The 22,730-nt window shown below is 70.0% G+C and carries 19 protein-coding genes and 1 pseudogene; 9 read left to right on the top strand and 11 right to left on the bottom strand.

Annotated elements, in window-relative coordinates; genetic code table 11:
• Nucleotides 1-242: 242 nt before the first annotated feature.
• The gene (locus ABZ463_RS31845) at nucleotides 243-476 is read left to right on the top strand and encodes a hypothetical protein (RefSeq protein WP_352011132.1); all 234 of its coding nucleotides are present in this window, start codon (nucleotides 243-245) and stop codon (nucleotides 474-476) included.
• A gap of 10 nt (nucleotides 477-486) precedes the next feature.
• Nucleotides 487-696: pseudogene (locus tag ABZ463_RS31840) on the top strand (BldC family transcriptional regulator); the annotation flags it as partial.
• A 422-nt stretch (nucleotides 697-1,118) separates the two neighbouring features.
• Here the strand turns inward: ABZ463_RS31840 and ABZ463_RS31835 are convergent.
• Entirely contained in the window at nucleotides 1,119-1,628 is a 510-nt protein-coding gene (locus ABZ463_RS31835; RefSeq protein WP_362781703.1) for a GNAT family N-acetyltransferase, read from the bottom strand.
• Between the two features lie 90 nt (nucleotides 1,629-1,718).
• Nucleotides 1,719-2,585 carry an SDR family NAD(P)-dependent oxidoreductase gene (locus ABZ463_RS31830; RefSeq protein ID WP_352011135.1) on the bottom strand — a complete coding sequence of 289 codons (867 nt, stop codon included), beginning with the start codon at nucleotides 2,583-2,585 and terminating at the stop codon, nucleotides 1,719-1,721.
• Between the two features lie 80 nt (nucleotides 2,586-2,665).
• Between ABZ463_RS31830 and ABZ463_RS31825 the strand changes: the two genes are divergently transcribed.
• Nucleotides 2,666-3,229: a TetR family transcriptional regulator gene (locus ABZ463_RS31825; RefSeq protein WP_362781701.1), complete on the top strand. Its 564-nt coding sequence runs from the start codon at nucleotides 2,666-2,668 to the stop codon at nucleotides 3,227-3,229.
• A 651-nt stretch (nucleotides 3,230-3,880) separates the two neighbouring features.
• On the opposite strand, the gene ABZ463_RS31820 is transcribed toward ABZ463_RS31825, so the two are convergent.
• Together ABZ463_RS31820 and ABZ463_RS31815 are read right to left on the bottom strand one after the other, a co-directional pair.
• Entirely contained in the window at nucleotides 3,881-5,056 is a 1,176-nt protein-coding gene (locus ABZ463_RS31820; RefSeq protein WP_352011137.1) for a hypothetical protein, read from the bottom strand.
• Nucleotides 5,053-5,628: an RNA polymerase sigma factor gene (locus ABZ463_RS31815; protein ID WP_362781699.1), complete on the bottom strand. Its 576-nt coding sequence runs from the start codon at nucleotides 5,626-5,628 to the stop codon at nucleotides 5,053-5,055. Before ABZ463_RS31815 ends, ABZ463_RS31820 begins: the two co-directional genes overlap by 4 nt.
• A 159-nt stretch (nucleotides 5,629-5,787) precedes the next feature.
• Between ABZ463_RS31815 and ABZ463_RS31810 the strand changes: the two genes are divergently transcribed.
• Nucleotides 5,788-6,714 carry a glycerophosphodiester phosphodiesterase family protein gene (locus ABZ463_RS31810; RefSeq protein WP_352011139.1) on the top strand — a complete coding sequence of 309 codons (927 nt, stop codon included), beginning with the start codon at nucleotides 5,788-5,790 and terminating at the stop codon, nucleotides 6,712-6,714.
• Nucleotides 6,715-6,716: 2 nt separating this feature from the next.
• On the opposite strand, the gene corA is transcribed toward ABZ463_RS31810, so the two are convergent.
• Complete coding sequence (corA, locus tag ABZ463_RS31805; RefSeq protein ID WP_352011140.1) at nucleotides 6,717-7,832, bottom strand: magnesium/cobalt transporter CorA; 1,116 nt, start codon at nucleotides 7,830-7,832, stop codon at nucleotides 6,717-6,719.
• Between the two features lie 440 nt (nucleotides 7,833-8,272).
• Between corA and purD the strand changes: the two genes are divergently transcribed.
• From purD to ABZ463_RS31780, 5 genes are all read left to right on the top strand, one after another.
• Nucleotides 8,273-9,505 carry a phosphoribosylamine--glycine ligase gene (gene purD / locus ABZ463_RS31800; protein WP_352011141.1) on the top strand — a complete coding sequence of 411 codons (1,233 nt, stop codon included), beginning with the start codon at nucleotides 8,273-8,275 and terminating at the stop codon, nucleotides 9,503-9,505.
• A gap of 122 nt (nucleotides 9,506-9,627) precedes the next feature.
• Nucleotides 9,628-10,662, top strand: coding sequence for a hypothetical protein (locus tag ABZ463_RS31795; protein ID WP_352011142.1), 1,035 nt, complete (start codon nucleotides 9,628-9,630; stop codon nucleotides 10,660-10,662).
• Between the two features lie 268 nt (nucleotides 10,663-10,930).
• Entirely contained in the window at nucleotides 10,931-12,196 is a 1,266-nt protein-coding gene (gene murA / locus ABZ463_RS31790) for a UDP-N-acetylglucosamine 1-carboxyvinyltransferase (protein ID WP_352011143.1), read from the top strand.
• Nucleotides 12,197-12,423: 227 nt separating this feature from the next.
• Nucleotides 12,424-13,713, top strand: coding sequence for a GTP cyclohydrolase IIa (locus ABZ463_RS31785; protein ID WP_352011144.1), 1,290 nt, complete (start codon nucleotides 12,424-12,426; stop codon nucleotides 13,711-13,713).
• Between the two features lie 415 nt (nucleotides 13,714-14,128).
• Nucleotides 14,129-15,067 (top strand): EamA family transporter, encoded by a 939-nt coding sequence (locus ABZ463_RS31780; protein ID WP_362781694.1) that lies wholly within the window; start codon nucleotides 14,129-14,131, stop codon nucleotides 15,065-15,067.
• Between the two features lie 94 nt (nucleotides 15,068-15,161).
• Here the strand turns inward: ABZ463_RS31780 and hisC are convergent, their stop codons facing one another.
• From hisC to ABZ463_RS31750, 6 genes are all read right to left on the bottom strand, one after another.
• Nucleotides 15,162-16,223, bottom strand: a complete 1,062-nt coding sequence (gene hisC, locus ABZ463_RS31775; protein WP_362781692.1) for a histidinol-phosphate transaminase — start codon at nucleotides 16,221-16,223, stop codon at nucleotides 15,162-15,164.
• 195 nt (nucleotides 16,224-16,418) lie between these two features.
• Nucleotides 16,419-17,282 (bottom strand): hypothetical protein, encoded by an 864-nt coding sequence (locus ABZ463_RS31770; protein WP_362781690.1) that lies wholly within the window; start codon nucleotides 17,280-17,282, stop codon nucleotides 16,419-16,421.
• Between the two features lie 357 nt (nucleotides 17,283-17,639).
• Nucleotides 17,640-18,305, bottom strand: coding sequence for an NUDIX domain-containing protein (locus ABZ463_RS31765; protein WP_352011148.1), 666 nt, complete (start codon nucleotides 18,303-18,305; stop codon nucleotides 17,640-17,642).
• A 19-nt stretch (nucleotides 18,306-18,324) separates the two neighbouring features.
• Nucleotides 18,325-20,139 carry a DUF4434 domain-containing protein gene (locus tag ABZ463_RS31760; RefSeq protein ID WP_362781688.1) on the bottom strand — a complete coding sequence of 605 codons (1,815 nt, stop codon included), beginning with the start codon at nucleotides 20,137-20,139 and terminating at the stop codon, nucleotides 18,325-18,327.
• A gap of 60 nt (nucleotides 20,140-20,199) precedes the next feature.
• The gene (locus ABZ463_RS31755) at nucleotides 20,200-21,288 is read right to left on the bottom strand and encodes a glycosyltransferase (RefSeq protein WP_352011150.1); all 1,089 of its coding nucleotides are present in this window, start codon (nucleotides 21,286-21,288) and stop codon (nucleotides 20,200-20,202) included.
• 19 nt (nucleotides 21,289-21,307) lie between these two features.
• Complete coding sequence (locus ABZ463_RS31750; RefSeq protein ID WP_352011151.1) at nucleotides 21,308-22,570, bottom strand: nucleotide sugar dehydrogenase; 1,263 nt, start codon at nucleotides 22,568-22,570, stop codon at nucleotides 21,308-21,310.
• Between the last annotated feature and the right edge of the window lie 160 nt (nucleotides 22,571-22,730).

Here is a 22,730-nt window from a genome sequence, read left to right as displayed (position 1 = left end):
TGCCCCACACCCCCCCGGCCCCCGCCGGACAGCCTTGCGGGGGCCGCCCGGTCGGCGCCCCCCCCCCCCCACACCTCCGCAAGACGGTTCCCATGCACGCTGGCGTGCTGGGGAAGGGGAGTCGTCTGGCGCACCGGCCCCGAGTGTGTGGGGCCGGTCCTCCTCCAGGGTGCCCGGCCGCATGCTCCCCGGCTCGGGGCCGGGCACCCACCCCCACTTCCACTCCCTAACCAGGGACGACCATGACCGACGACGAACGGCGCCTGATCGACCTGCTCATCAGCACCCACCCCGCCTGGCGGTACGAGGAACGGAACCTGCCCGGACTCCCCAGGTGGTGGGCCGTCCGCTACGAACCCCTGCGCCTCGACCAGCGCAAAGCCGGGGCCCGCGACGTGCTCGGCCGTACGACCCTGCACCGGCTCGTCCGCGCGCTCGCCCGGCACGACCAAATCCTGCACACCCTCCGCTACTGAAGGAGCCCCCATGTCCCCGCTCAAGGCCGTCGCCCCCGACGGCACCTTCTCCACCGGACCGGACACCACCGAACGCCTCCTCACCCCCGGCGAGGTCGCCCGGATCTTCGGCGTCGACCCCAAGACCGTCAACCGGTGGGCCCTCACCGGGAAGATCCCCTCGGTCAGAACCCCCAGCAACCAACGCCGCTACCGCGAAACCGACATCAAGGCCCTCCTCAACGCTTCTCCTGTAGTGGTGCGAACCCTTCAGGGTGATGAGGGACCCATCGGCCGCGGAGAGCGGTTCGCCGTTCCGCAGTGTTGCGAACCCTCCAGGGTGATGAGGGGACCGGGAGAGCGCTTCGTTCACACCGAAGAGGTCACTGGTAACCCTCCAGGGTGATGAGGGACCCGGGGTAAAGTCGCAGGTCAGGCGGGTTAGATCGAAGGTGGGATCGGCTGGTTCTGCGGCAGTCCGGCGGTAGTGCAGAAGTGCAAGTCAGGGCGTTGATCATTTTGTGGATGTGGCTGGGTCGTACGACGGTTCTTCCCTCCTCCCGGCAGCGGCCCGGTCCTCAGGAACCTGTCTGGAGGCCACTGTGTCACACGGCGCCCTCTCCACGACATGCCCATGTGATCCGGTGAGCAAGGCCGTGCCCGTCACAGGGGGAGCCACATGATCCGGAGGCCGACGTGGCCTTCCGTGGGGTGGCGGAAAGCGCCGGGGGCCGTGCCCAGGGTGGTGAAGCCCAGGCTCTCGTAGAGGTGGATCGCGCTCCTGTTGCTGTCCGCGACGGCGTTGAACTGGATCGCCGCGAACCCCTCCCGCCTCGCCCAGGTGATCATGTCCGTGACGAGGGCGCGTCCGACGCCCATGCCCCGTGCCTCCCCCGCGACCATCAGGCTGCCGGAGGCGATGTGGTCGCCGGGGCCGGGCCGGTTGGCGTACATGTTGGCGGTGCCGAGCACCAGGTCACCGTCGACCGCGACGACCACCCTGGCCGGGGCCGACAGGAGCCAGAGGTTCCTGGCGTCGTCCTCGCTCATGGCGGGGTCGTAGGTGAAGGTCTCCTGCGCGGTGACGACGTCGCGAACGATGGGCCAGATCCGCGGCCAGTCCTCCTCACGAGCCTCGCGGATCACGGGAACGGGACGCTTCGGGTCAGCCACGGGAGCCACCGCCGACCTGGAAGGTCCGGGAGACCCGAAGAGCTCGAAGACCAGTGATATGTGACTGTGTCATCCCCCTAGCCTCCTACATCAGAGGCGTCCGATGACCTCGCGGGTCAGGTTCTCGCACAGCGCCCAGATCGTGTCCTGGTTGCGGCGGTTCAGGGCGCTCTCCGGCCAGGCCGTACGGCGGCACTTCATGCTGAAGTAGGCTCCGCTCACTCCCTCGACCTCGGCGCTTGAGGCCAGGTGGATGCTGGAGCGGGCGGGTTTGCCGAGGTCCGCGAAGAACCGGGGGGCGACCAGGCCCAGCAGCGGGACGATCGGGCGGTAGAGGTAGGGGAATCCGGCCGCCTTCAGCGACTGGTTCATCGGCGTGTGGCCGTGCCCGGGGTAGGCCACGTTGACCGTGACTCCGGTCCCGGCCACCTCCTCGGCGAAGCGCAGGCTCATCGCCATCTGCATGGTCTTGGTGTGGTTGTACTGGGCGAAGGTCCACCCCAGATAGCGCCGTTCCGCCTGGAGGTTGTCCAGGTCGATCGGGCCGCCGGGGATGCCCCCGGTGATGTTGACGACCCGGCCGACGAGCAGCGGCAGCAACAGACGGGTGAGTGTGAACGGCGCCAGCACGTGGGCGGCGAAGGTGGTCTCCACCCCGTCCTCGGTGAGCGTACGGCGTGGCGGGTTGGCGCCGACGTTGTTGACCAGCACGTCCAGCCGGTCGCAGCGTTCGGCCACCCGGGCGGCGAGGGCCGCCATCTCACCCAGGCGGGTCATGTCCGCCGCGAGGGCCTCGACCTGGCCGCCGCCCGCGCCCAGTTCGTCGGCCGCCCGCCGGGCGCGTACGGGGTCACGGCCGACGAGGATCACCCGGGCGCCCAGGGCGGCCAGCCCGCGTGCGGTCTCCTTGCCGATTCCTCCGGTGCTGCCGGTGATCAGGACGGTCTTTCCACGCATGAGAGCCTCCGATCCAAAGAGCGTCGCCCTGAATATGTCACCAAGTGCCAAGCTTGGCAATGAGTGTATGATTTTGGGTCATGGAGGGGTTACGAGATCGCACCAGGCGGGCGGTGCGCGCCGAGCTGGCCGCACGGGCGCTTGAGCTGTTCACCGAGCGCGGCTTCGACGAGACCACGGTCGACGACATCGCCAGGGCGGCCGGGATGTCCAAGCGGAGCTTCTTCCGCTACTTCCCGACCAAGGAGGACGCGCTTCTCGGAGAGCTTGAGGCGACGGCCGAGCGGGTCGCCCAGGAGATCTCCGCCCGGCCACCGGGGGAAGGGGCGTGGGAGTGCCTGCACACGGTGCTGCGCGCCTGGGAGGCGCACATCAACACGCAGATCGAGGTGCTGCGGCTCATCGAGTCCACTCCCCCGCTACGGGCCAGGCTCCTGCAGAAGCGTGACGAGGCCCGCGCCCTGATCGTCGAGTCGCTGACGGGGCGCGGCCTGTCCCCGCTGGAGGCCGACCTCGCCTCGGTCGCCGCAGGGGCGGCCCTCGACACGGTGGCGCGTGAATGGCTGCGCACCGGCGGCTCAGCCGACCGCCCGACCCTGACGGACCAGGTCTTCGCCATGCTCCGCCCGGCCTTCCTCAGCTGACCCGGCGAAGCCCCGGCGAGCCGTACGACCTTGGGAGGATCCAGGTCCTCAGCCGAGCCTCCCCAAGGCCGTACGGCCCCGCCCACCCCACGACGAGCCAGATCTCGGACCCCGACTCCTCCGGGCAACCCCACAGCGCGCCGTACGGCCCCGGAAGGGCGTCATCGGGAAATCGCCCCTACCGGTGCCGAGAGGAATTCAGCCCCCGTGGCATTGTGAATTCCCACATCCGGTGTCAAAAGAATGCGACCACCGTTTTCCTGTTCCTCCGCGATTGTTCCGAGCAGGGGATGTCAGTTCCGACATAACAGGCTCCCATTCGGGCGGCCCCGCGACGGGAAAGCCCGACGACCCGTTCGGTCCGACCGCCGTACGGGCCTTCCCACGAGTTCGCACACACCGTTTCCGAAACAAGCCTGTAAGGACCGGTTGTCAACTCCCGTCGTCACCAGGGTTTTCACGGCGGCCGACCTGTTCCGAACGAACCGGGCCCCGGGGGGGACGCGGTCTCCCCCGCCTCCTGAGCCGCCAGGGCGAGGACACGGGCGGACGGCTCCAGGAGGCAGCGCGGGACTTTTCCTCCTCGCCACGGCTCTCCGGTGAGGTCGAGGACCCGAACCCGTTTACCAGCCGACCGAAACCAATAAAGCCTCATCGAATTATGACATTGGGGTTCACCAGAACCAGGGTTTTCTTGTCCTTCTTAAACCAGAACAGGTTCTTCTCCACGAACAGGCCGGGAGGATGATCCTTCGGGTTCAGGGAAGCCCGAACGGGGAACAGCAGGCCGGAGCGGCGCGTGGCCGCGTCGTAGAGACCGCGTCCCCCGTTGCCCGCGTGGTCCGTCTGGTCAAGCAGAACGACACGGCCCAGGAAGGACGCCCCGCCCGTCGACCCCGGCATCGCGTGCAGGCCCGTCCCGTCACGTCGCCAGGCGTTGGAGCCGCCGTAACACCATGTGAGGCCGCACTCGTACCACGAGGTGTGTCCCGCCGGAGGGACCGCGTCCCTCGTCTCACCCGTGAGCGTGTTCCGCAGGTGCTCCATGGGACGGGGAACCGACTGGTCCGTCATGGTGCCCCGCCTGGGCCACCCGGCCCACGGCCACTCGACCAGCCACTGGCCCTTCGTCCCCTCGATGAGGGACACCTTCCCGCCCTTCAGCGGAACCCGGTAGACACCGCCCCCCGGCGGGGACCACACGACCGCGTCGTCTGCCACGGCCAGGCTCATCCCCTCGTAATTGTCGTCGTCGTCGATCGCGGCGGGGAACCTGGCGAGCCGCCGTGGCGTGCCGCCGGCGATCGACACCGTCCACACCTCGGTCGTCCGGCCCCGGGTGGTCGACCACGCCAGATGGCCGTCCCCGAAGGCCGGCGACCCGTCGATCGGCTCCTTCAACGACGCGATCAGGCTGAACCTCCGCCGGACGACGTCGTACGCCCAGAGCCCGTCGAACCGGTCCTTCCGCAGACTCTGCCCGACCACGATCCAGTCGGTGACGAACGTCTCCGGAGTGAACGTCCGGCCGCCGGGCCCTGTCGCCGGGACCTCGTGCACCGCGTCCGGCCACACCTGCCTGATCGGCGGGGGAAGGGCGCCGGAGGAGGACACGGGTCGCGGGGCCGTGACCAGCCGCGTTCGCGTTCCCACGACGACGACGCCGACCACGAGCACCATGGCCGCCGCGACCGCGACCGGCGCCCACCACCCGGGCCGCGCGAGCGGCCTGTGCGGTTCGGGGAGAACGCGGGGCCGTCCGTCGTCCGTCACGGCCTCGGCCCTGGCGGCCAGCGCGTCCCTGAGCCGATCCTCGATGCCGGTCATGCCTTTCCTCCCAGTTCGCGCTCAAGCCGTCCCAGAGCCCGTGAGACGGTGGACCGTACGGTGCTCTGCCCGAGCCGCGTCACCTGGGCGATCTCGGCGTCGGACAGGTCGAGGTAGTAACGCAGGACGAGGACCTCACGCTGTCTCCTGGGCAGCCTGCCGAGCGCGGCCAGCATCTCCTGGCGCGTCTCGCCCAGCAGCACGCTCGTCTCCGCGGAGTCGGAGCCGGAGCCGGAGCCGGAGCCGGAGGCCGAATCGGGGCCGATCGGCCAGTCCCGTCGCGTGAGCCTCAGCCTGGCGGCGACCCCGCGTCTGCGCAGCAGGGAGCGCGAGGCGTTCAGCACGCAGACGCGGACGTACGTCAGCGTGAGCGTCCCGGGGCGCCCGCCGTTCAGCGTGGCGGTGTGCAGCCTGGAGAAGACGTCCTGCACGACGTCCTCCGCGCTCTCCCTGTCCCCCACGAGCAGTACGGCCAGGCGGACCAGGGCGAGCCGGTGCTCGCGGTACAGGTCCGCCAGTACCGCCCGGGCACCGGGTGGCGCGGTCGCCTGAGCGACTGTCTCACCGTTCATGACCTAGGAACGCGCACCGGGCCCGATCCGCTGCACCGTCTTGGTTGTCCGCTGGTGAGGACTTTGCGAACCACATGCGGTGACAAGGTTGACGCGCGATGGAAACAGGGGGCGAGCCGCGCTGTGGAATCGGGGTCCGGGGTCGGTAGGGTCCCCTGTGTGCATGCCGAGATCCATGGCCACCGGGGAGCCCGCGGCCTCCGGCCAGAGAACACGTTGCCCGGCCTCGCCCACGCCCTGGAGCTGGGTGTCGACGCGCTTGAGTTCGACGTCGCGCTGACGGCCGACCGGCGCCTGGTGCTGACCCATGACCTGACGGTCTCCGCGGTCACCAGCGCCGACCGCTACCCCGCCTTCCCCGGCGACCCGCTGTTCCCCTACGTGGGCAGGCCCGTCGGGACTCTGACGCTGGCACAGTTACGCACCCTCGAATGCGGTGTACGGCTGCCGCTCGTCTCGGGTGACCGGTTCGTCGCCACCCAGGTGCCGGTTCCCGACACCCGTATGCCGACGCTGAGCGCCGTGCTGGCCCTGGTGAACGCCTACGGGGCCGACCGGGTGCGGTTGCACGTCGAGCTGAAGTCCGATCCGACGCGGCCCGACCTGAGCGCCGACCCGCGTGAGCTGACCGAGTTGGTGGTCGCCGAGCTGGACCTGCACGGCAGGCTCGGCGGGGCGGCGATCCTCAGCTTCGACTGGCGGATTCTCGGCGTCGCCCGCTCCCTGGTCCCGGCGATGCCCTGTTACGCGCTGGTCGAGCGGGCGACGATGGACCCGGCGTGGTTCGGCGGGCTCGATCTCGACGACTTCGGCGGCGACCTTCCGGCCGCCGCGCTGGCGGCGGGGGGAACGGTGCTCTCGCCCGACCACGTGCTGCTCGACGAGGAGTTGATGTCCGACGCGGCCAGGGCCGGGCTTCCGGTGGTCGCCTGGACCGTCAACGACCCGGCCAGGGCCGCGGTGCTGCTCGACCTAGGGGTCGCCGGGGTCGTCACCGACTATCCCGACCGGATGCGCGTGCTGTGGGCCGAGCGGGGCCTGCCGTTGGCCACCCCGCTCTCCCCGATGCGCGCGCCGGTCGGCTGACGTCATAGCCAGCCGTTGCGGCGGAACCCCCGGTAGAGCAGCGTGCAGACGATCACCATGACGCAGATCACGAGCGGGTAGCCGAAGACGGACTCAAGCTCGGGCATGTGCTTGAAGTTCATGCCGTAGATCCCGGCGATCATCGTGGGGACGGCCATGATGGCCACCCACGAGGAGATCTTGCGCATGTCCTCGTTGGCGAGGGCGTTCGAGCGGGCCAGCGCGGCCTGCAGGACCGAGTTGCACAGTTCGTTGGACGACTCGACCTGCTCGCAGACGCGGGCGAGGTGGTCGACGACGTCACGGAAGTACTCGCGCATCTCCGAGGGGATCATCCGGCGCTGGGCGAGCGTGGCGAGCGGTGACTGCAGCGGGGTCACCGACCGCTTCATCTCGATCATCTCGCGCTTGAGGTTGTAGATCCGGCCGATGTCGCGGGCGCTGACCTCGGCGAAGACCATGGCCTCGACGTCTTCGAGCTCGGTCTGCATGAGGTCGGCCACGGTGAGGTACTTGTCGACGACGTGGTCGGCGATGGCGTGCAGCACGCCGGTCGGGCCCCGGCTGAGGAGCTTGGGCTTGTCCTCAAGGCGCTGGCGCACCTCGGTCAGCGGGCAGTGCGTGCCGTGCCGTACGGTGACCACGAAGTCGGGGCCGACGAAGGCCATGATCTCGCCGGTGCCGATGATCTCGCTGGTCGCGGTGAGTTCGTCGTGGTCGAGGTAGGCGACGGTCTTCAGGACGACGAACAGCGAGTCGCCGTACCGCTCGACCTTCGGACGCTGATGAGCCTTGACGGCGTCCTCGACGGCGAGGGGGTGCAGGGCGAAGACCTCTGCCAGCCACTCGACCTCGGGGGCGTCGGGTTCGTGCAGGCCGACCCAGACGAAGGCGTTGCCCTTCTCCTGCGCGGCGTTGTGCTCGCGGACGAGTTCGAGGGCGTCGACGATGCCCAGGGCGTCGATCTTCTTGCCGTTGACGTAGGCGGCGTACTCGACGAGCGAGTCGCTCGGCGGGACACAGGGGGAGTTCGCACGGTCGGCAGCCGAGAGGCTGGGACGCGGGGTACGAACGGCACGTACGTGCTTGATGCGGGGGAACAGAAGCGAAGAGCGCATGTCAGGCCTTCCCGCCCGAACCGGCACTGATCGCACGCGACGTTGTGTCACCTCAACTCAAAGAGAATGCGTGCGCAGCCGGTCGGACACCGGTGTGGAGTGGTCGAGAGTGCGCACAGCACGTGTGCGCGAGCACGTACTGCTGGGATCGCCAGAGGTCATCCCCAACCACCTCCAATCAGCATCAGACACGCCAAAGCCGCCCAAACTTAGCACATGCTTGGGGGCGGACTCCCAGGATACCCTCGGTCACAAGGGGCGATCATGCGGAACCCAACGAAATTCATGTCCCGTTTACAGCTAGATCAGCTCTTTCATCAGGATATGTCACAGAGAAGATCGACACGCGGAAGTTCGTCAACCCCGGGCGGTACGCGGTCGAACACCTTGTCCACAGCCTGTGGACAGTCGTCCCATGCCCGGCGGATAAGCTCTCCCGAGTGCGCATTCTTGTGATTGGATCCGGCGGGCGCGAGCATGCCCTGTGCCGGTCTCTGGCGACGGACCCCCAGGTCACCGAGGTCCACTGTGCTCCGGGAAACCCGGGGATCGCGCGGATCGCGACCCTGCACCCGGTCACCCCGACCGACCCCGGGGCCGTCGCCGGGCTCGCGGAGGACCTGCGGGCCGACCTGGTCGTGATCGGCCCCGAGGCGCCGCTGGTCGCCGGGGTCGCCGACGCGGTCAGGAAGGCGGGCATCCCGTGCTTCGGCCCCTCGGCCGAGGCGGCCAGGATCGAGGGTTCCAAGGCCTTCGCCAAGGACGTCATGGCCTCGGCGGGCGTGCCGACCGCGCGCTCCCACACCTGTGAGACGCCCGAGGAGGCCGCCGCGGCGCTCGACGCGTTCGGCGCGCCGTACGTGGTCAAGGACGACGGGCTCGCGGCGGGCAAGGGCGTCGTGGTCACCGACGACCGCGAGGAGGCGCTCGGGCACGCGGCGGCGTGCGGACGGGTCGTCATCGAGGAGTTCCTCGACGGCCCCGAGGTCTCGCTGTTCGCGCTCTGCGACGGCTCGACGGCCGTGCCGCTGCTGCCCGCCCAGGACCACAAGCGCGCCTACGACGGCGACAAGGGCCCCAACACCGGCGGCATGGGCGCCTACACGCCGCTGACCTGGGCGCCCGCCGACCTGACCGACCGGGTGATGGCCGAGACCGTCCTGCCGACCGTGGCCGAGCTGGCCGAACGCGGCACGCCGTACACGGGGGTGCTCTTCGTCGGGCTCGCGCTCACCAAGGACGGCCCGAAGGTGATCGAGTTCAACGCGCGGTTCGGCGACCCCGAGACCCAGGTCGTGCTCGACCGGCTCGCGACGCCGCTCGCCGGCCTGCTGCTGGCCTGCGCGAACGGCACGCTCGACCGGTTCGGTCCGCTCTCCTGGCACGAGGGCGCGGCGGTGACCGTGGTCGTCGCGGCGGAGAACTACCCCGCGGACCCGGTCAAGGGCGATGTCATCGAGGGGCTCTCCGAGGTGGCGGACGACGCCTACGTGCTGCACGCCGGGACCGCCGCCGACGGCGACCGTGTCCTGTCGGCGGGCGGGCGGGTGCTCAGCGTGGTCGGCACCGGAGCCGACGTCGCCGCCGCCCGCGAGGCCGCCTACCAGGCGGTCGGCCGCATCCGGATGCGCGGCTCGCACCACCGTACGGACATCGCGGTCCAGGGCCTCTGAGCCCCGGCTCCGCGAAGGCCCGGCGTCCCGGGGCACGGGGACGTACCGTCGAATCGGCACACCCCGAGGGCCGGGAACACTCCCGGCCCGATCCCCCACGGCCCGCGCCCAACGGAGGAACGATGTCGCTCGACGCAGTCTCCCCGGAACGGATCGGCGACACCGGCGTCCTGCGCTGGCCCGGCATCTGGCGCGTGTACGTGGCGACCCGCAGCGAGGAGATCAGGGCCGACGCCGAGCGCGCGCTGACCGCGTGCGAGCGCACGGGCTCGTCCGCCTCGGCGGGCGAGGGCATCGGCACGCACCTGGCCCGCGCCGAGTCCTACGCCAGGAGCAGGCACGGCCTGCGCCGCTGGCTGACCGGTCACGCCGTCGAGGGCGCCTGGTCGAACGTCAACAGCGCGACCGTGATGCTGTACGGCGTGCTGCCGACGCCCGAGCTGTGCGGCCGGGCGACCGAGGTCCTCGCGATCGGCAGGGCCTACCTGCCCGGCGACGACCCCAGGCTGGTCCAGCTGCAGGCCAGGATCGCCGCCGGAGACCTGGGCGAGGGTGACAGGCCGCTGATGCAGTCGGTGCTGCGGGCGGCCTACACCGCGCAGGCGATGGAGAGCGGCCGGGTCCGCAGCTTCCGCAACCTGCTGCTCGGCGGGGTCCTCATGCTGTCGGTGATCGTGTTCGGCCTGGTGGCGGTCGGCGCCATCTGGCCGGACGCGGTACCGATGTGCGGCAACCAGTCGGTGGTCCAGGCCCAGGGCCTGATGCCCGCCCAGATCTGCCCGACCGGCGGCCACCGGCCCGGTCACGGCGACGTCCCGCTCGTCGCCCTGGTCGGCGTGCTGGGCGCGGCGCTGTCCAGCGCGGCCTCGCTGTCCACCCGCGCCGACCTGTCCACGCGTTACTCGCTGGCGGTCGCCCAGACCCTGCTCAAGGCGCCCGCCGGGGTGGCGACGGCCGTGCTCGGGCTGCTGATCCTGAACTCCGGGTTCGTCCCGGGCATGTCCGGGCTCGGCTCCCAGCCTGCGATCCTGGTCTGGGCCATGGTCTTCGGGTACGGCCAGCAGGTCGTGACCCGCTTCGTGGACCAGCGGGCCGACACCCTGCTGACGGCCGCCTCCCCGCTGACCCCCTCGGGCAGGGGCACCCGTACCGCGTGAATAAACTCTGGCCGGTGACGCAGGCGTCGCACGGCCCGCCCGGCGGGGCACACGAACCGCGGGAGCTTTCACGGCCGAGTGGAAATTGTCATGTGGGAACCGTCGAGACTTTCGCGCGGAAGCTTCTGGTCAGTCCGCTGACCGGGTCCGGTTTCCCCACGAAATAGCAGGTTCAGGGGCATCCAACGGCTAGTGTTGGCCGACGCCTTCCGGCCACCGCCCCCCATGTCGTACGAATATCGTCCCCCACCCCCAAGGAGCATGAAGCATGGTCCGTTACCGCGTGCGCGGTGGCAATCCCCTCCGTGGAACCGCCTTCATCCAGGGCGCCAAGAACGCCGTGCTTCCCATGATCGGCGCGGCCCTCCTGGCGCCCAGAGGCCGTACCGTGCTGCGCAACGTCCCCATCATCGAGGACGTCCGCCGCGCGGTCGAGCTGGCCGAGGCCGTCGGCGCCAAGGTCGAGCTCCACGAGGCCGAACGCACGCTGGTGATCGACGCCTCGACGCTGAGCAGCCCCGTGCTGCCCGCCGAGATCGCCCGCCGGTTCCGCGGCTCGGTGCTGTTCGTCCCGGCGCTGCTGCACCGCCTCGGCGAGGCCGTCATCGAAGGGGTCGGCGGCTGCAACCTGGGCAGTCGCAACCTCGACTTCCACTACCTGGGCTACAAGCGGCTCGGCGCGGTAGTGGACGAGGGCGACGCCGTCATCCACGTCAAGACGGCGGGCTTCACCGGCGCCACGCTGTACCTCGACACCCCCTCGCACACCGGCACCGAGAACCTGATCATGGCGGGCGTCCTCGGGCGCGGCACGACCGTGATCGAGAACGCGGCCCTTGAGCCCGAGGTCCTCGACGTGATCGAGATGCTGACCAGGATGGGCGCGCGGATCAGCGGCGGCGGGACCGGCTTCATCACCGTCGAGGGCGTCGACGAGCTGCAGGCCGTCGAGCACACCGTGATGCCCGACCGGCTCGACGCCGGCGTGTTCGCCATGGCCGCCGCGATCACCGGCGGCGAGGTCAACCTGGTCGGCGCCGACCTGGACCACCTCGGTGTCGTCCGTTACAAGCTGGAGCAGATGGGGGTGGAGTTCGCCGACCACGGCGCCGTGCTGCACGTGCGCAGGGACCGCCCGCTGCGCCCGATCAACGTGATCACCGACACCTACCCCGGCTTCGCCACCGATCTGCAGTCGCCGATCATGACGGTCGCCTGTCTCGCGGACGGCGCGAGCTACATCCACGAACGGATTTTCGACGGTCGGTTCGCATTGGCCGCAGAACTGAACAAAATGGGCGCCGACATCGAAGTGAAGGAGAACAGCGCCGTCGTCCGGGGCGCCACTCCGCTCACCGGAACCGACGTCACCGCCCATGACCTGCGCTCCGGCATCGCCCTGGTCCTGGCCGGTCTGGCGGCCCAGGGAGAGACCGTGATCGGGTCAGGATATCTCATCGACCGGGGCCACTCTTATCTGGCCGAGCGTATGCAGGCGCTGGGCGCGGATGTCCACCGAGAGATTTCTGCCTGATAATCAACCGGTTTCAGTCTCCCAAAAAGCGCTCTGACCTGTGTAAACACTGTCAGTCAGGGTTTAGACCGTGGGTTCCTCCAAGAATTGACCTCTAAACGGGCGTGACATTACGGCCCTCGCAAGCGATCGTTCCAAAAGAGAGCCGAATCAACAGGGACGGCAGGATGGGACGAACATTGGTCGAGCGGGCCGAAGAAACTCCACGAGTGTCACGCCCGGGTGCCATGACACCGGACCTCACTATCGGTGTGGTGGGCCCCCATGACCTCGTAGAAAGAGTGATGCTTATGGGACATGCGGCGGCACCTCTGCCGTGCCGCCTGGTGGCCGCTGCGTACCGGGACGAACAGGAGGCGGCCGACAAGGTGACCCGCCTCGGGGCGGGAGTCGACGCCTGTCTGTTCGCCAGCCCGGTTCCCTACGACCTGGCCAGACGATCGGGGGTGCTGACGATGCCCGCGACGTATGTCCAGCTCGGCGGCGCGGCACTGATCGCCGCGTTGGCCAGGGCAGCGTTGGACGAGCGGATCGACCCCAGGAGGGTCAGCATCGACGTGCTCGGACGGGCCGACATCGAGGAGGCCTACGCCGACCTCGGGCTGCCCGCCGGGGACGTGCACAGCCGCGACGAGCCGGGAGCCACCGGCACGATCGCGTCCTTCCACGAGCGCCTGGCGCGCCAGGGGAACACCAGCGGGGCGCTCACCTGCCTGCCCGCCGTCGCCGACCGGCTGCAGACGGCCGGGGTTCCGGTGGTCAGGATCCGCCCCACCTCCGCCGCGGTCCGTACGGCGCTGCACACCGCGGCGCTGCTCGGGGCGCACCACAGGCTGGAGGAGTCTCAGCTCACGGTGGTGCTGGTCGAGGTTCCCACGCTCCGCGAGCCGGTCCGCAGGGCCGCGCCGCGCTACTGGCGTGACGAGCTGAGGCTGTCGCTGCACAGGCTGCTGGTGCAGGAGGCGAACCGCATCAACGCCTCGGTGACCGCGGTCGACGACCACAGCTACATGGTCACCGCGACACGCGGCTCGGTCGCCACGGCGACCGAGGGCTTCCGGGTGCTGCCCTTCGCGGCCCGGGTGCGTGACGAGCTGGGGCTGGCGGTCGAGGTCGGGGTCGGCATGGGCCGTACGACGCATGACGCCGAGTCGCACGCCAGGGCCGCCCTGGCGCGCACGCAGGCGGGCAAGCAGGCCCAGGGCTTCGCCGTCGACCGGGAGGGCAGGGCGCTCATCCCGGCGCCCAGGATGCCTCCGCAGGGCGGCGGGCCGCTGAAGCCCAAGGGCGTGGAGGTGCTGGCACGGCTGGCCGCCAAGCTGGAGGGCGGGGACACCGTGGTGGACGCGGAGGGCGCGGGCAAGATGCTCGGCGTCACCCCGCGTACGGCACGGCGGTTGCTGCGCACGCTGGTCGACGAGGGGCTCGCGTGGCCGCTTCCGCCGAACCGCACTCCGCAGCCCGGTCGTCCACGCCAGCTCTACCGGCTGATCGTGGAGAAGCTGGGAACCCGCTGAGGTCCGCCGAGACCGCCGAGGCCGCCGAGTTCGCTGCCGCGGCTGTCGAGGCTCCCTTCGACACCTCCCACGAAGTCCCCACCGGAGTCCCTGCCAGGACTTCGGAGACCCCTGGGGCTTCCGGGGTGGAGAAGGACTGTCCGGGCTCCGCCGAGGCCACTGAGACCGTTGAGGTCGCAGCCTCCGCCGGGGCCCCTGTCGCGGTCCGGGCCGCGACCTTCGTGTGTCCGTGGCTCCGGGGCCTGCGCCGTACTGCAGCACGGCCCATACCCCGGGGCCGCCGCGCCGTCATCCTCCGGGTCCGCGAGGACATCCGGGGGTGACGGCGCTTTCTGCTTCCGAGGCTCGGGAGGGTCGTCTCAAGGACTGAAATCCGCGAGAGGTTTCTCCATATAAGGGGATATTGTCAGGAGCTATGGCTTATGACGCTGCTGACAGACGCACGTCTCTCCTCGTCTGGGGCGCGCTGGCGATCGTCTACGTGGTCTGGGGTTCCACCTATCTCGGCATCCGGGTGGTCATCGAGACGATTCCCCCGTTGCTCAGCGGAGCGATGCGCTTCACCACCGCCGCGGTGGTTCTCAGCCTTGTCATCCTGCTGCTGAAGGGACCGGGCCCCTTCCGGATGACGGCCAAGCAGTTCGGCGGGGCCGCGCTGGTCGGCGTGCTGCTGCTGACCGCGGGCAACGGCATGGTCGCGCTGGCCGAACAGCACATCTCCAGCGGCCTGGCCGCGCTGCTGGTCGCCTCCGTGCCGCTGTGGCTGGTGATCCTGCGCGTCGTCGCGCGCGACAGGCCCCGGGCACTGACGCTGGCCGGGGTGCTCGTCGGGTTCGCCGGTGTCGCGGTGCTCTCCCTGACCGGGGCGAGCGGCTCGTCGAACGGCACGTCGATCGCGATCATCCTGCTGGCCTCGATCTCGTGGTCGGTGGGCTCGTTCCTGTCCTCGCGCATCCCGATGCCCGCCGACCCCTTCGCGGCCAGCGCGGTCGAGATGATCGTGGGCGGCGTCGGACTGGCGCTGGTCGGCACGACGGCGGGTGAACACCTGAACCTCGCGGCCGTCTCCGGGCGCTCCTGGATCGGGCTCGCCTACCTCATCGTGATGGGCTCGCTGGTCGGCTTCACCGCCTACGTGTGGTTGCTGGGCAACGCCCCCATCTCCCTCGTCTCGACCTACGCCTACGTCAACCCCGTCGTCGCGGTCGTCCTTGGCGGACTCATCCTGAGCGAGGTGGTCACCGGCTCGATGGTCGTCGCGGGCCTGGTGATCGTCGTCGGCGTGGCGCTGGTGGTCTCGACCGAACGCAGGAAGGCGCCGGTCGTGACAGAGAAGGAACCCGCCCCCGCGTAGGGACGGGTTCCTACAAAAGGGACCACAGGGGCCTGAGAGCCCCGTGGGAGCCCTGGGACACCCCAGGGGACTCTCTGCCAGGGCCCCGGGTGCGTCAGCCCTTCAGGAAGGCCTCCGCGACGGCCAGGAAGGTGTCGTTGGCCTCGGGGGAGCCGATGGAGACGCGGGCGCCCTCACCCTCGAAGGGACGCACGGCGACGCCCTCGGCCGCGCAGGCCCCGGCGAACTCAAGGGTGCGCCCGTCCAGGCGCAGCCAGACGAAGTTGGCCTCGGTGACCGGCACCGTCCAGCCCTGGGAGATCAGCGTGTCACGGACCCGGTCGCGCTCCTTGACCACGGTCTCGACCCGTTCGAGCAGCTCGGCCTCGGCCTCAAGCGAGGCGATCGCGGCCACCTGGGCGAGGTGGTTGACCGCGAAGGGCACCACGGTCTTGCGGACGGCCGCGGCGACGGGCTCGTTGCCGATCAGGTAGCCGACCCGCAGCCCGGCCAGGCCGTACGCCTTGGAGAAGGTGCGCAGCACGGCCACGTTGGGCCGGTCGCGGTAGATCGTGAGACCGTCGGTGACGTCGGTGTCCCTGACGTACTCGCGGTATGCCTCGTCGAGGATGACCAGCACGTCCTCGGGGACCCGGTCGAGGAAGGCCGCCAGCTCGGCCGAGCGCACGACCGTGCCGGTGGGGTTGTTCGGGTTGCAGACGAAGATCATGCGGGTCTGCGGGGTGATCGCCTCGGCCATGGCGTCGAGGTGGTGCGTCTCGTCGGCCAGCGGGACCCGCACCGAGGTGGAACCCGACAGGTCGGCCATCAGCGGGTAGGCCTCGAACGACCGCCAGGCGTAGATCACCTCGGCCCCCGGCTCGCCCACGGTCTCGAAGAGCTGCTGCAGCAGCGTCACCGAGCCCGCGCCGACCGCGACGTGCTCCGCGGGCACGTCGTAGCGCTCCGCCAGCGCGTTGGTCAGCGCGCCCACCCCGGGGTCGGGGTACAGATGAGCCTGGGCGGCCGCCTTGGAGATCGCCTCGACCACGGAGGGAAGCGGACCGTAGGGGGATTCGTTCGAGGACAGCTTGAAGGACCGGCCGTCGGCTGACACCACGGCCTTGCCCGCCCGGTAGGGGGGCACGGTGTCCAGAATCGCACGGAAACGAGGCATGACCTTACTTTATGAGGAGCAGGCGGATGGGGCATCCTCCTGGAATGCCGGAGCGGAGGCCTCCGAGCAGGTCTCCGAGCCGAACGGGTGAAAGATGTCCGGCCGGCGACCGGACGTGGGATGTCCGGTCGCCGGCCGGTAGACGCCGGTTCCACCCCCCCGGGGACCCGGCGCCTGTCCATGGGCGTTTCGCGGTCAGGCGTCCCCTGAGGAGACCACCGACAGCGGGAGGATCGGCTGTTCCGTCACGGTCAGGCTGATCAGGTCGACCAGCCTCAACCCCCGTGACACCGTACGGCGGGCGGCCCAGGCCTCCAGGTCGGCGGCGAGCAGCGCCGCGACGAACCAGGCCTCGGCGGGGCCGACCGGGGAGGGCCCTCTGCGGCGCTCACTGCTCCAGTAGGCCTGCAGGTGCCCAGGAGTGGCGGAGGCGGCCAGCCGCCTGGCCCTGACGTCGGAGTGGGTGAGGTCCTCGGGGCCCGAGGAGATGGGTTCGAGCACCGCGGTCGCGCCCTCGACCGAGCAGCGCTGCCAGGCGATCGAGCGTTCGGTGAGCAGGACGTCGGCCTTGGCCCACTCGGCGGGCGGGTGGTCGTCCTGGCACCAGCTGACGGCGGCGCAGCCGAGGGCGGCGTCCGGGGTCGGCACCCGGTGGACCTCGGCACCGATCCGCGCGAGCAGTTCGGACAGCGCGAGCGCGATGGCTCCGCCGCCGACCACGGCGACGGGACCCGGCCAGGAGCGGGGTTCGCGCTCGACCAGCAGCCCACGGTCCTCGAAGGTCCGCAGCGTTCCCGGGTCGAGCTGGTCGAGGTCTCCGCCGATCTCCTGCTGGACGGGGAGGAACTCGCCCGCGGCGGTCCGCAGCACCGTCACCTTCGCGGACTCCTCGGGTACGGCCCGGCCCACGCGGCGTTCCGCGTGACCGTTGCCCGCCCCGGCCCGCAGTCGCCCGCGGGGCTCGGTCTCGGAACGTCCCGTCGTGCCCGCCGCCTGCCGTACCGTCCCGGTCGTCACCGAGAAGATCTCCACGCCGGGCGCAAGTGTCCGCCGCGCCATCAGCACTCTCCTGTCTTGAGAAAAGCCTGTTCCGTGCCTGGGAAGGGCGTCACGCGTCCGGACGGTTCCCGCCCCGGCCCGGCCTCCGCCCCCACCACCTGACGGTGAGGAGGCATGGCCGTTCGCCGGGTGAGCCGTCGCCGTCCGGTGCCGGGTTCACGGTCGCCGAGACCACCAGGACAATCGTCGCGGAACAACCCCGACGACATCCTGAAATTTCAAGATTTTGCGTTCTTAACCTCTCAGTGTGGAAATAGCGTAAGCGATAACCATTTTCATGTCTATAACGAGGGAATGGTTTTCATCCCTTGAGATTCGATGCGTCGGAAGCCTTCCCCGTGGGGACTGTCTCCGGACCTACTCCTTCAGGGAGCGCAGCATCGGGGGATGCAGGAAAACCGCAGGTCCCCTGCGGTACAGCTTGGCCGGACGGCCCCCGTCACGGGTGGTCGTACGGCCCGTCGGCACCAGGAAGCCCTCCGCCTTGGTGACCTTCCGGTGAAAGTTACGCGGATCGAGCGCGCGACCCCAGACGATCTCGTAAACCCGGCGAAGATCGGCGACCGTGAACTCGGGCGGGCAGAAGGCGGCGCCCAGCGGGGTGTATTCGAGCTTGCCCCTGGCCCTTTCGATCCCGTCGACCATGATGCGCCGGTGGTCGAAGGCCATCTCCCTGAGCGAGGAGACCGGCTGCCAGCTCATGTGGGCCTCGGTCGAGGCGGGCAGGTCGGGGGCCAGGCCGAGGTAGGCCACGCTCAGGACGCGCTGGCGCGGGTCACGGTCGGGATAGCCGTAGGTCTGCAGCTGCTCCAGGTGGACCGGCGCACCGGGCAGGCCCGCCCGCTCGGCGAGCACGCGCTCCGCGGCGGCGGGGAGGTCCTCGTCGAGGTGGATGAAGCCGCCGGACAGGGCCCAGCGCCCCTCGTAGGGCTGCTTGTCCCGCCGCCAGACGAGCGCGCTCAGCTCCTGGCACCGCACTGTGAGAACGACAAGGTCCACGCTGACGGGGATGCGCGGAACCATGTCAGGCACGTTACACCGCTCAGGAGCCCACGCGAACGTGTAAGGACTCGGCCGCCGCGCGCCCGTCGGGCGCGGTCACCTTGATCCGCACCCACGTCCCCTGCGGCACGCCGTTCCAGTTGAACGGGAACCACGCCGTCCTGACGCGTTCCGGCAGGTCGGCCGGGAGCGCTTCGAGATCGACCCCGGTGACCTTGGTGACCTCGGGGGTCTCCTGACCGGGCCAGGTGATCGTCACCGTCGAGCCGACCGGGATGTCGTAGCCGCGGATCTCGACGCCGTCCTGGATGTCACGCGGACGGTGGACGGCGTCGACCGGGATCGGCCTGCCCGCGTCCCTGGCGACCTCCTCGGACAGGGACGGCGAACCGCAGGTGAAGAAGTCGCTCCACATGTAGGAGACGATCTTCGAGACGTACCGGCCGACCTGGGTCACCGCGGTGTCGAGCCGTTTCTTGTCGGTGCGCCCCCTGGTGCCCGTCCTGGCGGCGCACGGCTCGTCCGACGACGGCTCGAACGCCTCGACGTTGGCCCAGAGCTGCACGTCGTAGCCCTGCTCGACCATACTGGTCCTGGCCGCCGCCATCTCCCGGTAGTAGTCGCGGGTCGAGCCGTGGTAGGCGTCGCCGTTGGTCGTCTCCCCCACGACGGACCTCAGCCGCTCGTCCACCCGCTGGCCCCGCTGGTCGGGCCAGAACAGCCCCACCTTGCCCGTGCCCCGGCTGTCCTGCGGCGCGATGATGCCGACGCCGGTCCTGGCCAGCGCCTCGAAGCCCTTGGCCACCTCCTGGGGCGTCGCGCTGAACGGCAGCCGCTTGCGCGCGTCCAGGTAGGGACTGACCAGGATGGGTTTGCCCGGCATCTCCTGTTCGACGATCTGGTGCTGGGAGGCGTAGACCGCCAGCGTCGGATGCTCGGCCTTCATGTCCCGCAGTTGCAGCTCGAACGGCTGGTAGAACCCGCCGAGCGAGGTCCGGTTCGCGAAGCGGTCGCCGTAGTCCTGCAGGATGCGCCGGGTGAGCGTGGTCAGGGTGTCGGTGCCGCGCTCCGAGGCGCGGGTGCTCTGCGCCGGGTCGCGCGGGGCCAGCGGCAGCGCCGGGAAGACCTTCACCCCGAACCGGTCGCCGAGGTCGAGCAGCTCGGTGAGGCTGTCCTTCTTCGCGGCGGCCACCAGGATCAGGTGGTAGCCGCGTCCCCTGTTCCTGATGTTGTCGCAGCTGGGGTCGTCGGTGCCGTCGTCGGGCGCGAGCAACCGGTAGAAGACCGTGTCCCCGGCGACGATCCGGCGCTCGTAGGCCGGGCAGCGGAACAGCCCGTCGCCGAACGCCTCGTCGGTCCGGTAGACGAACGTCCAGCTCACCCGGTTGCCCGGGTTGGCCGCCTTGAGGTCCCGCTCGGCCGCCTCGACGCACGGCACGCCGTCCTCGACGCAGGAGGCGTAGCGGGGGTCGGCCTTGTTCCCCTCCTTCTCCAGGACACGGCCGTCCTCGGACGTCCTGCGGGCCTGCAGGCCCCAGCCGATCCGGATCACGGTGTCGCCGCCCACCTCGTGGATGGCCGTGAACTGCCTGCGCCAGGTGCAGTGGTCGGTCGTGGGGATCAGCCAGTAGCCGGTCAGCGCGTACGGAGACCGCACGGCCGTGTCGAACGTCCCGCACGGATCGGTGTACGGCGTGCCCGAGGGGGAGGCCGACGGGTCCGGCGGGCTCTGCGAAGAGGTGGACGGTGTGCTCCGGGCCGTGGAGGCGCTCTCGCCACGGGGCAGGACCATCACGACCGCCACGACGGCGGTTGCGAGGATCGCCAGGCCCAGGAAAGCGGTCAGCCAGCGCACTTTCAGGACACTACCGTTCTCACGATCAGGCGGACATAAACGGCTTCCCCGTGCCGGAGATCAGCTCTTGACCCCCGCCCACGCCTCAAGCTGGGAGACGAAACGACGTGCCGAGTTCGGCCAGTGATGGTTCGCACGGGCCGCCGCGTACCCCCGCGCGCCCTGGCCATGCCGCTCCTTGACGTCGTCCCGCAGGAAGACGACGGCCTGGGCCACGGCCTTGGGGTCCTGCCACGGCACGACGACACCGCTGTTGTAGCGTTCGACCAGCTCGACCGCCCGTGGCGAGGGAGTGGTGATCACCGGGATGCCGTGCGCCATGTACTCCACGATCTTCGTGGGCATGGAGTGCCGGTAGTTGGGCTCGTCACGCAGCAGCGAGAGCCCGGCCAGCGCGCCGTCGAGCCGCTTGAGCGCCTCGTCGTTCGGCATGAAGTCACGCCATTCGAGCAGGCCCTCGGCGACCGCCTCGTTCAGCATCGGGCGCGACTGCGGGTCGGCGTAGCCGATCAGCTCGACCGCGACCCGGTGCGGCCGCAGCAGCCTGGCCACCTCGATGGCCTCGCGCACCCCGCGCGCCTCCGACAACCAGCCGAGGTAGACGATCCGGTCGCCGCCCGGCGCCGTCACCTGGTCGGGGACCCACGTCTCGTTCGGCACCACCAGGTGCGTCCTGTGGAAGCGGCCCGCGTAGGCGCTCTCGGCCAGCAGCAGGTGCAGGTGGCGCTCGGCCGTACCCTCAAGCAGGCGGGCCAGGAAACGCACCGGCGGGCGCAGGAACGCGGGCAGCCAGGGCTTCAGCGACAGGGTCGCCGGGGTGTCCTCGTGGACGTCCCAGACCACCGGGGGCCGGTTGCGCACGCCGACGACCGCGAGCAGCAGCTCGGGGTCGTGCACGATCGCGAGATCCACCTGGCCACGCATGCGCTTGAAGACCTTGCGGGCGGCGCGTACGGCGGTGAGCCGCTTACGCTCGGCTGCCCTGGGGAGATCGACGCCGTTCACCCACGACCGGGCCATGACGCCCCGCGCGGTGTACGGCGCGGCATACGTGACCTCATGACCGGCGTCCACCAGCGCGCGGATCTGCCGGTGCAGAATCCGGGCGTCCTCGGGGTGATGCACCACCGTCATGACGAGCACGTGCACTGCGCGCAGCCCTTCGTTACTAGAGCCGCTCGACGCGTTCACCCTCGGCGAGAACGCCTCGGGTGTCGAGCACGAGCCTGCCGTGGTCCTCGACGATCGATAGGTCGAAGGCGGCGTGCTGCTGGAGCAGCACCGTCACATCCGCCTCCGTGACGGCCTTCGCCAGGTCCTCCTCGCGGGGGACCTCGACGCCGTCGACCCGCCACTGTTTGACGTAGGGATCGGCGAAGACCAGGTCGGCGCCGAGCTCGACGAGCGCCCGCGCGACCGGGAGGGCCGGGGTCTCGCGCTCGTCGGCGATGTCGGGCTTGTAGGTGACGCCGAGCAGAAGCACCTTGGAGCCGTTGACGGCCTTCCTGTGCCGGTTGAGCAGCCGCTGGACGCGGGCGACCACGTAGGCCGGCATCCGCTCGTTGATCTCCTGGGCCAGCTCGACGAACCGGAAGGGGTATCCCAGCTTGCGCACCGTGTAGGAGAGGTAGGACGGGTCGACCGGGATGCAGTGGCCGCCGACGCCCGGTCCGGGCAGGAACTTCTGGAAACCGAACGGCTTGGTCGAGGCGGCCTCGATGGCCTCCCACAGGTCCACGCCCAGCTCGTCGCAGAAGATCGCCATCTCGTTGACGAGGGCGATGTTGACGTGCCGGTAGGTGTTCTCCAGCAGCTTGGCCATCTCGGCCTCGCGGGTGCCGCTGACCGGCACGACCTGCTCGACGAAGCGGGAGTAGAACCCGACCGCGCGCTCCCGGCAGGCGAGCGTGTAACCGCCGACCACCTTGGGGGTGTTGCGCATGCCGTACTTGGCGTTGCCCGGGTCGATGCGCTCGGGTGAGAAGGCGAGGTGGAAGTCGGTGCCCGCGGTGAGGCCGGAGGCCTCAAGGATGGGGCGGGCGACCTCGTCGGTGGTGCCGGGCCAGGTGGTCGACTCAAGGACGACCAGGGTGCCCCTGGAGAGGTTACGGGCGACGGTCGCGGTCGCGCCCTCGACGGCCGACAGGTCGGGGCGGTGGTCCTCGTCGAGCGGGGTCGGCACGCAGATGACCACGGTCGCGCTCTCGGCCAGGACCGACTCGTCCAGGGTGGCGGTGAACCCACCGGCCAGCATGTGCTCCAGGTCGGCGTCCGTGAGGTCGTCGATGTAGGAGCGGCCCGCGTTGAGGGCCTCCACCTTCAGGGGGTCGACCTCGAAGCCGACGACGCGCAGTCCGGCCCCCGCGGCCTCCTTCGCCAGGGGCATGCCGACATATCCGAGACCGATGACGGCCAGGTCGTAGGTGCTCACTCGGCCTCCTTCGCCGGCCCCGCCCACGGGGGCGCCAGTGTCGCCGGCGGGCTCGTTGCGCTCGCTCACCGGGTGACCTTGGGATGCCGGAAACAACACTTCATGGTCGCAAAGGCTATCTCAAGTCCGAACGAGCCACGTCTAATGCCATTGAACGCAT

Origin of the sequence: Streptosporangium sp. NPDC020145, from assembly GCF_040631275.1 — a bacterium.
In the GTDB taxonomy this organism is placed as follows: Bacteria; Actinomycetota; Actinomycetes; order Streptosporangiales; family Streptosporangiaceae; genus Streptosporangium.
Note: the sequence above shows the minus strand (reverse complement) of the source record. Positions and strands in the feature narration are given on the sequence as shown.

Coding starts and splice junctions, on each gene's coding strand:
- ABZ463_RS31845 (WP_352011132.1), top strand. CDS start 243: ATGACCGACGACGAACGGCGCCTGATCGACCTGCTCATCAGCACCCAC.
- ABZ463_RS31830 (WP_352011135.1), bottom strand. CDS start 2,585: ATGCGTGGAAAGACCGTCCTGATCACCGGCAGCACCGGAGGAATCGGC.
- ABZ463_RS31825 (WP_362781701.1), top strand. CDS start 2,666: ATGGAGGGGTTACGAGATCGCACCAGGCGGGCGGTGCGCGCCGAGCTG.
- ABZ463_RS31820 (WP_352011137.1), bottom strand. CDS start 5,056: ATGACCGGCATCGAGGATCGGCTCAGGGACGCGCTGGCCGCCAGGGCC.
- ABZ463_RS31815 (WP_362781699.1), bottom strand. CDS start 5,628: ATGAACGGTGAGACAGTCGCTCAGGCGACCGCGCCACCCGGTGCCCGG.
- corA (WP_352011140.1), bottom strand. CDS start 7,832: ATGCGCTCTTCGCTTCTGTTCCCCCGCATCAAGCACGTACGTGCCGTT.
- ABZ463_RS31795 (WP_352011142.1), top strand. CDS start 9,628: ATGTCGCTCGACGCAGTCTCCCCGGAACGGATCGGCGACACCGGCGTC.
- murA (WP_352011143.1), top strand. CDS start 10,931: ATGGTCCGTTACCGCGTGCGCGGTGGCAATCCCCTCCGTGGAACCGCC.
- ABZ463_RS31785 (WP_352011144.1), top strand. CDS start 12,424: ATGACACCGGACCTCACTATCGGTGTGGTGGGCCCCCATGACCTCGTA.
- ABZ463_RS31780 (WP_362781694.1), top strand. CDS start 14,129: ATGGCTTATGACGCTGCTGACAGACGCACGTCTCTCCTCGTCTGGGGC.
- hisC (WP_362781692.1), bottom strand. CDS start 16,223: ATGCCTCGTTTCCGTGCGATTCTGGACACCGTGCCCCCCTACCGGGCG.
- ABZ463_RS31770 (WP_362781690.1), bottom strand. CDS start 17,282: ATGGCGCGGCGGACACTTGCGCCCGGCGTGGAGATCTTCTCGGTGACG.
- ABZ463_RS31765 (WP_352011148.1), bottom strand. CDS start 18,305: ATGGTTCCGCGCATCCCCGTCAGCGTGGACCTTGTCGTTCTCACAGTG.